The sequence below is a fragment of the Proteiniphilum sp. genome, assembly GCF_034331125.1.
In the GTDB taxonomy this organism is placed as follows: domain Bacteria; phylum Bacteroidota; class Bacteroidia; order Bacteroidales; family Dysgonomonadaceae; genus Proteiniphilum; species Proteiniphilum saccharofermentans.
In genome coordinates this window covers 46624-54231 of record NZ_JAXQGC010000050.1, presented here as the reverse complement: position 1 = coordinate 54231, position 7608 = coordinate 46624, and the positions used below count along the sequence as shown (strand labels likewise).

7 protein-coding genes are annotated in these 7608 nt (G+C 40.3%); all 7 read right to left on the bottom strand.

Going from position 1 to position 7608, the window contains the following annotated elements:
• Positions 1 to 254 precede the first annotated feature (254 nt).
• On the bottom strand, positions 255 to 1175 hold the full coding sequence (locus U2P89_RS12595) for a toprim domain-containing protein (protein WP_322191556.1): 921 nt from the start codon (positions 1173 to 1175) through the stop codon (positions 255 to 257).
• A 171-nt stretch (positions 1176 to 1346) separates the two neighbouring features.
• Entirely contained in the window at positions 1347 to 2414 is a 1068-nt protein-coding gene (locus U2P89_RS12590) for an AAA family ATPase (RefSeq protein ID WP_322191555.1), read from the bottom strand.
• Positions 2415 to 2416: 2 nt separating this feature from the next.
• Positions 2417 to 2731, bottom strand: coding sequence for a DUF3853 family protein (locus U2P89_RS12585; RefSeq protein ID WP_322191554.1), 315 nt, complete (start codon positions 2729 to 2731; stop codon positions 2417 to 2419).
• Positions 2732 to 2921: 190 nt separating this feature from the next.
• Positions 2922 to 3905, bottom strand: coding sequence for a hypothetical protein (locus U2P89_RS12580; protein ID WP_322191553.1), 984 nt, complete (start codon positions 3903 to 3905; stop codon positions 2922 to 2924).
• Positions 3906 to 4021: 116 nt separating this feature from the next.
• Complete coding sequence (locus tag U2P89_RS12575) at positions 4022 to 5296, bottom strand: ATP-binding protein (RefSeq protein WP_322191552.1); 1275 nt, start codon at positions 5294 to 5296, stop codon at positions 4022 to 4024.
• A gap of 79 nt (positions 5297 to 5375) precedes the next feature.
• Positions 5376 to 6665, bottom strand: coding sequence for a site-specific integrase (locus tag U2P89_RS12570; RefSeq protein WP_322191551.1), 1290 nt, complete (start codon positions 6663 to 6665; stop codon positions 5376 to 5378).
• Between the two features lie 307 nt (positions 6666 to 6972).
• Positions 6973 to 7602 carry a hypothetical protein gene (locus U2P89_RS12565; RefSeq protein WP_091909311.1) on the bottom strand — a complete coding sequence of 210 codons (630 nt, stop codon included), beginning with the start codon at positions 7600 to 7602 and terminating at the stop codon, positions 6973 to 6975.
• Between the last annotated feature and the right edge of the window lie 6 nt (positions 7603 to 7608).

Here is a 7608-nt window from a genome sequence, read left to right as displayed (position 1 = left end):
GCAAGCCGGGTGGTGTGAGAGGGCGGGGGAGTAATCCCCCTACCTACTCGATTTTCCAAATGTACTATGGCGTAGCCCATAAAATTGCGGTTGATTGTTAAGTGAGTTTGCGCGAACTTGGGGTGTCCAGAGGGGTTTACCCCTTTGGCTTATTGGGGGATTTTTAGCGGATGTGGAACGAAGCGTTAAGAAAATCCCCTAATAAGCTACGGCATTTCTTCGGTGGAAATGCCCCGTGTGTCCGCCTCGTGGGTTTAGCGTTTGATACGCGTGCCGATTTTCGGCATTGTTTTTTCTACTTCGATTGTTTGTTTCTTTTGAAACTTCGGAAGCTTTTTCCCGCACAAATAATCGTTCACATCTTTAAATTCGGCGTATCTTTTTGAAATATCCACCACGGGTAAATTCAGTTTTTGCAGTTTTTCCAATGCCTGTTTACCGGCTTCGTCATTATCCAAAAACGCGTTGATTTTTTCGTGTTTCGAGAGAAACGGGACAGCTTTTTCGAGGTTGGCGGTTGAGTTGAGAACAACGGCTGAAACGTCGGCTTGCCCAGCTTGCAGAGTAAGTAGGCTGAGATAGTCCATAAATCCTTCGAAAAGATTAACGGTTTGCGTTTTCTTATCGAAAGTGGTGATTTCTTTGGGCGGAAGACAACCTTTGAAATAGGGATTTAAGGTTTCAAATCCGTCTTTGTCGCTGGGAAAAGCAACGGCGAAATACGCTTTACCTTTCAGCGTGTAATATACTTCTTTGCAGTATTTCCGTGCCAAATCCATCGGTATTTTGCGATTTTTGAGCATTTCAATCAGCGCCGGATGGTTTAACGGCTTGATTTTCACATCGGATATTTCATCTGAAATCTCCTGCTGTCGAAAAGAAAAAGACGATTGATGTGTTTGGGGATTGGGAACGGCTTGTTCAATGGCTCTCAAGGCGTCCGAAACGCTGTTTGTTTGGTGCAGTTTCATCGCCAAATCAATGATGTTGCCTTTTTCTCCGCTTCCGAAATCGCGCCATTGGTTGATGTTGCGGTTTACTTTGAACGACGGTTCACTCTCGTTTCTGAATGGTGATTTGTACCAAAGATTATGACCTCGTTCTTTGCTCGGTTTTACTCCGATACGGGACAAATAGTCTTCGATGCGGATTTGCTTGGCTTGTTCTGAATTCATAGTTGTAAGATTTTTATATTTGGATATTTTTTCTTTTCGTTAGCAAAATATCGTTATATCGGTTCAGTACGGTACAGGAATATATAGCCTGAGACCATACCGAACCGAATTTTTCCGTCGGTTCGGTACGGGTCGCCACCATAGGCACCCGTATTGTACCGAACCTCCCGGTCAATAATAGAATTTGGGGTTAAAAACATACTGCTTGCTTCTATTTTGAATTATCATCCGTTTGTTTTTTAGGAACGTAAGCAGTTTCTTCACTTTACCGATACCGTAAGTAACTCCGGTTACCGTGGCGTAACTCTTCCGCAAGGCTTCCACCATTTCGCCGTAACCGAATCCCTTTTCGGCGTTTTCATAAACGAGCTCCAACGCTTGGCGGTGTTCGTTTTCGGAAAGTTCGGTGTAGTCAAAGCCGTTTTTCGCAGATTCCGGTTCCGCCTGATATTCCGTGTCTAACTGCGGAATATTGATGTTGTCCGGTTCGTCGCAAATGCGGAAGGCGAATTTTTCAAACGGTTTGGAGCGGATAAACGATGCCGAAACGATGCTTCGGTCTTCATCCGCGGGGTCTTTGGTTACTTGCAGAACGGTTTCGGCTTTGTTGTTGAGTTCCGTGCCGATGTGTCCGCGACTGTTGTCGTCGCCTTTGTTCAAGTGCAACACGGTTTGGATATGGATTTCCCGTTCGCTTGTCCACTGCATCAAGTCTCCGATGAGCGTGGTGGCTTGTGTGGCGTTGTTGATGTCGAGCATCAGGTCGCGAATGCCGTCAATGATTACCAAGCCTACTCCTTCTATGCTGTAAATGGCTTTTCGGATGATTTCGCACCGCACGGCGGGATTGGCAATTTCCCGAAGGTGGCTGAATATCAGGTTTTCTGGCTGACGGTCGAGCGGAAGTCCGGCAAGTTTGAGGATGCGTTGCAACACTTTTTTGCAGTGGAACGGGCTTTGTTCGGTATCGAAATAGAGAATTTTTCGTTTCCATTCGGGCAATGACGCCCGATATTCCAACACTTGTCCGTTGATTAACGCCGATGCCACGATTGCCGACACGTTGAACGTTTTCTTGGCTTTGGCTTTTCCGGTGGACGCGCTGAAATTGCCCAGCGTGCCGATAATGGCGTCGTCCACTTGCAGGATGACGGGCGGAAGCGTAAACTCGTCGGTAACACGCACGAGCGATTTTTGCCAAAGTGCGTCGAGGTCGATTTTGCTGTTTCTTGTTTCCATCGTCATTTTCTTCCGCCTGTTTTACGTCCGGCTAATTCAAGTGCAAGTTCAGCATCTACAATGATTTTCCGCCCAATTTGCGTGATGGCTCGGTCAATTTTCCCGCTTTTCTTGATGCGGTGCGCCGTGGGCATACTGCACCCGAAAAGTTTGGCTATTCCGGCAATGCCATACACGTGGCGTTTCTCGGTTCCGTCGTGTGCGATGGTAGATGTGGTTTGTTGGGCGGTTTTCCCGATGCAGTTTTCTTGCAGATACAAAAATTCTTCGCCCGTCATTTGCCACAATGGTTTTTGTTTTAAATTTTGCAAGTCCATTATTTTTTCCTTTCATTGTTACGATTTTACAATTGCCTTGTACTTCGGCGGTTGATGTTCGAACGATGCAAAGGTAAGGGCGTAAGAAAGTGGTAAGGATGTGGCAGGAATAAAAATATCCAATTGAAAATCAATCGGATATAAAATTATTTTGAGTGGTAAAAGTGGTGGTTCGGTTAGAGAAACCGTTTTAACTAAAAAGCTCTTTTATTTCACGTGCAAATTGTTCCGATTTCCGGCTTGGCACTTCGGAAATAGGTTCTTTGTATTTTGATTTGTAGTAACTCTCGTCAATTTCCAAATGTTGAAGAATAGATGTCCGCCATTCCGTTTTGTTGCCGGATTTGATGTTTTCGTACATTTTGTAAACAAGAAAACAGACACGTGTTTTTTCGCCTTGCTTCAATTTTAATATTTTGTCGCTTGCCAGTAAATTTATTGCCGTGTAAAAATCGGTTTCGGAAAGATTTTCAAAAATGGTATTGTTACAAATTTTGTGGATTTCCGATGCCGTTTTCATATCGAAAAATATTCCTTCAGGCAGGCTGTGAATTGTTTTTGGAATATATTTTTGAACTATTTCACTTAGCTTTTGGCTCAACGTTAGAATTTTCGGGAAATAATTATCTTGATATTTTTCTGCCGTTTTCCGTGCAACATTCTGTTTTTCATACAAGTCGTTCAGTAGTGCCTTTTCTTCATTGTATTTTTCGGTCAGTGCTTCGTGTTTTTCCCAAAGTCGCTTTTCTTCAATCTCTGAATGCGCTCGAAAACCAATCATATCCAACGAATTGTTGATTTCGCTTAATTCTTTCCAACGCTTTTGAGTATTGTGTAATTGGTCGCCGATTTGGTCTTCGTATTGATTGACAAAGTTATCGCAAGCTTTTTCAATGTTCAAGTTTTTAAGTGCATTCTTATTTGACAAAATCAGCCGGATATTATTCTGAATTTCAGTCGAAAGACTTTCTATTAATGTCTTGTAACGTTCCAATTCGGTTTGCATCGTCAAGTCAATTAGCATTGTTTCAAACAATTGGACATTATCAAATTGGGTGTGAAAGTCAGCAACAAATTGTTGTTGTGTAAACTCAATCAAACGCCTGTTTGAAACTTCGGCAATTATCGCATTGAGTTGGGTGTATCGGGGAAGGATGTCGGTGATTTGGGTCATAAAGCTATTTTCGTTCGAGCAAATTGGACTGTTCTTGTTCTACTTTATCTATGGATGATGGCATTGATGTTATGCTTTCAGCTTGCGCAAGAAGCTCTTGCGTAAATTTGAACAGATTACCTATTTAGCATTTCATCTAAATTCCACGCCGAAATATGTTCAATTCCTTCGTTGGTGGGGATTTTGTAATCATCCATACTTACCACATATTTATCAAAATTATCATCGATAAGTTTCAATGAGCGGTACTCTCTTTCGATGGTTTTTTCCTCCGTCAATTGTAGCGTTACTTGCAAATAAAGCCTTTTATCGCCTTTTATGGCAACAAAATCAACTTCCGCATCTTTTATCGTTCCCACGTAAACTTGAAATCCGGCACGTCGCAAACTCAGATAAACGGCATTCTCCAACAAATAACCAATTCCGTAACCGTACCCGGCGTAAAGATAGTTTCGATAAGCCAAGTCGTTCAGATAATATTTGCTGTTGCCCGAAATGGTGTCTTTTCCTTTTATATTGTAGCGTTCGGCACGATGAACAAGAAATGAATTTTCTAAATAATTGATGTAAGACGACAAGGTTTCGTAGTTTGTTTTCCGCTTTTTAGATGCAAAGAAGTTGATGATATTTGTTATCGAAATAAGGCTTGATGCAGTATTGACTAAATAAACAAATAAATCATCTAATAGCTTCACATCTTTGACGTTATAACGTGCAACAATGTCTCGCAACATAACAGTATCTTTGATGGATGACACGTAATTTTGCTTCATTTCATCGTTGGGCAGATTGAAAAGTTCGGGCAAAGCACCGCTTTGAAGGTATTTTCTGTAACTTTCGCTACTAATTTCCAGTCCTGAAATTCCACAGAATTCGGGAAAACTAAACGGGAAAATCTCAAATTCAACGTATCTACCCGATAAAAGTGTTGCTAATTCACCGGACAAAAGATTAGAGTTGGAACCGCTGATAAACAGCTCGCTCGGTTCTGCAAAGTCCTGTGAATGTGAGTTTACAAATCGTTCCCACTCGTCTATATACTGTATTTCGTCAATAAAAATATAGACTTTCCCGATTGGCTTTAATGCTTTCCGATAGGCTTTGTAAAGTTGCTCCAACTCAACTGCACTTCGCAAAGTAGCCAACTCCATATACTCTTTGTTGATGTAAAGTATATTCTCGCTCTTTACGCCCTCGGATATTAGCTTTGATGCGATTTGACGCAGAATATAACTTTTACCCGCACGGCGCTGACCAACAAGTACTTTTACCAACTTATTGCCCACGTACTGACCGATTTTGTCCGTGTAAGATGTACGGGAATATCCCAAATCTATCGGGTTACTATCCCAAAAATTGTACTTCCTTATTGAATTAATTATTTCAATCATACTTGAAAATTTCCAGCAAATGTAGGAATTTTAAAACACACTTGAAAATTTTGACCAGATTTTTCTTCAAATAATCTCTCTACAACTGATTAAACTTACTCATGGCGCTCGCTTTTATATCGTCGGCAATGTCGATGTAAGGTTTCATTGCCTTATAATCGCTGTGTCCTGTCCATTTCATAACCACGTTTGCCGGAATGCCGAGGGAGAGAGCGTTGCAAATGAATGTGCGACGAGCGTCGTGGGTGCTTAGCACGGCATATTTGGGCAAAATAGTTTCAATGCGTTCGTTTCCTTTGTAGTGTGTTTGATGCACCGGATTATCAAGCCCTGCCAGTTCAGCCAAATCTTTCAAATAACTGTTCATTTTTTGGTTGGATATTACGGGAAATACTTTTCCGTTCTCAAAATGAAAATCCTTGTATTTATCGTATATGGCTTTGCTTTTATCGTTAAATTCGATGACAATCCTGTCGTTGGTTTTCACGGTTACAATATCAATATACGAGCCTTTTATATGCGAATGACATAAGTTATACACATCGGAATAACGTAAACTTGTGTAACAGCAGAACAAAAACACATCACGCACCTTTTCTAAATACTTTTTGTCTTCGGGGATTTCAAAATCGGTCAGTTGTTTTAACTCTTGGGCGTCTAAAAACACCACTGTTTTTTGCGCGGTTTTCAGTTTTGGTTTGAAATCCATAAACGCATTATCCACTGTCAAGTTCTTTGATGCAGACCAGCGAAGTACCCATTTCAATAAGCCTATTTGTTTGTCGATGGTTGAGTTTTTGAGGTCTTGCTTGTGAAGCATATCAGCAAAAGCGGAAAGTCCCTTCTCTGAAAAATCATCCATTGTTGGCTCGGGATTCCATCTTTCAATGTGCTTTTTTAAGGCATTGAATTTTTGCAATGTTCCTTTTGCCCAATTGTTTCTTTTGCTGTTTTCTGAAACAAACTCGTTGAACACCTTCCAAAACGACAACACTTTTTCCTCTTGAACGGCGTTATCTGTGGCTACATCTTTTTTAATGACAAGGTTAAATATTTCTCGCAACTCAGTCGTTGTTGGCATTTCCTCCTTCACTTCAAATTCTTTGAATATCTTCTGAATTTCGGCAAAATACGCTAACAAATCCGCATTGATTTCGGATGCAGACTGTTTGAGTTTATTCGTACATCCGTTTTTCACACGTTGTTTTTCCAAATCCCACTTTGCCACATCAATCCTATAACCGGTGGTAAATTCCACTCGTTGATTATTGTAAACAACCCTCATTCTGATGGGTACATTCTCTACAATGGGCTTTCCATTTTTCTTTCTGCTCTCTAATGCAAAGATGATATTTCTCTTGATATTCATGCTATTTAGCCTTTAAAATCTACACCCAAATTTACACCCATTTTTTGTCATAGCAAAGGATATTTAGAGATATTTTATGAAAAATATTTTCACATAAACAGTTGGTATATAGACAATTGATGTTTTATGGTATTTTATGATAGTAATGTGATTAGTCCCGTCCATACCGCAAAATAAAAGGTAAAAAGCTTGTAAAAAGCTTTTTACCTTTTTCCTTTTTTAAGATTCATTGATTCTTATACTTCTTTACCATACAGGATTATTGATCTCACCATCTATCTTTGTTGAAGTATACTTTATAACAAAATCACTTCAACTTGTTGATATTTAGGTTTGCAATTAGACTCCAAAGTTCATCAGGATTCATGTTTTCACCTTCTGCGTCAACCATAAATCGCTCATCAACAGTTGTTTTGATTTCCGAATTATTATCTTTCTTGTAATATGTTTCCAATGATTGACTTCCCTCTCTTTGCTTAGTCTGTTCTGTTTTAGAATCAGACTCCGATTCGAAACCTTTTGCCATGCCGGTCATAAAGCCCTGAAATGTATAAATAGCAGCGCCTGCCTCACCGGCTCCGTCAGTTATCGTAATTCTCATTGACTTATCACTTGCCCCGTTTTTGAATTCAAGCGTTCCGGAGGTAGCGGATGATGTCTGAAATGTAAATGAACTCCTTTCCATGTCCCCAAGTTTTTCGGGCATCCAGCTTTTAAATTTCTCATTATCAATAGGGGTTATTTTTTTTAATTCTTCCACCCGTTTCTCCAAATCCTTGGATGTTTTCTCTATATTCTTCACGTTTTTTACAAGGTCTTTTGCTTGGTTGACAGACTCTTTAGCGCTTTTTATTTTTTCTGCTGTTTCGCTTTTACAAGCACTAAGTACAAGAAATGTGGTAAACAATAAACCGATTAAGTAAATTTTTGTTCTCATTTTATT

Bases quoted from the DNA above. Each gene is read 5' to 3' on its own strand.
- U2P89_RS12595 (WP_322191556.1), bottom strand. From the start codon at position 1,175: ATGAATTCAGAACAAGCCAAGCAAATCCGCATCGAAGACTATTTGTCC.
- U2P89_RS12575 (WP_322191552.1), bottom strand. From the start codon at position 5,296: ATGATTGAAATAATTAATTCAATAAGGAAGTACAATTTTTGGGATAGT.
- U2P89_RS12580 (WP_322191553.1), bottom strand. From the start codon at position 3,905: ATGACCCAAATCACCGACATCCTTCCCCGATACACCCAACTCAATGCG.
- U2P89_RS12585 (WP_322191554.1), bottom strand. From the start codon at position 2,731: ATGGACTTGCAAAATTTAAAACAAAAACCATTGTGGCAAATGACGGGC.
- U2P89_RS12570 (WP_322191551.1), bottom strand. From the start codon at position 6,665: ATGAATATCAAGAGAAATATCATCTTTGCATTAGAGAGCAGAAAGAAA.
- U2P89_RS12565 (WP_091909311.1), bottom strand. From the start codon at position 7,602: ATGAGAACAAAAATTTACTTAATCGGTTTATTGTTTACCACATTTCTT.
- U2P89_RS12590 (WP_322191555.1), bottom strand. From the start codon at position 2,414: ATGGAAACAAGAAACAGCAAAATCGACCTCGACGCACTTTGGCAAAAA.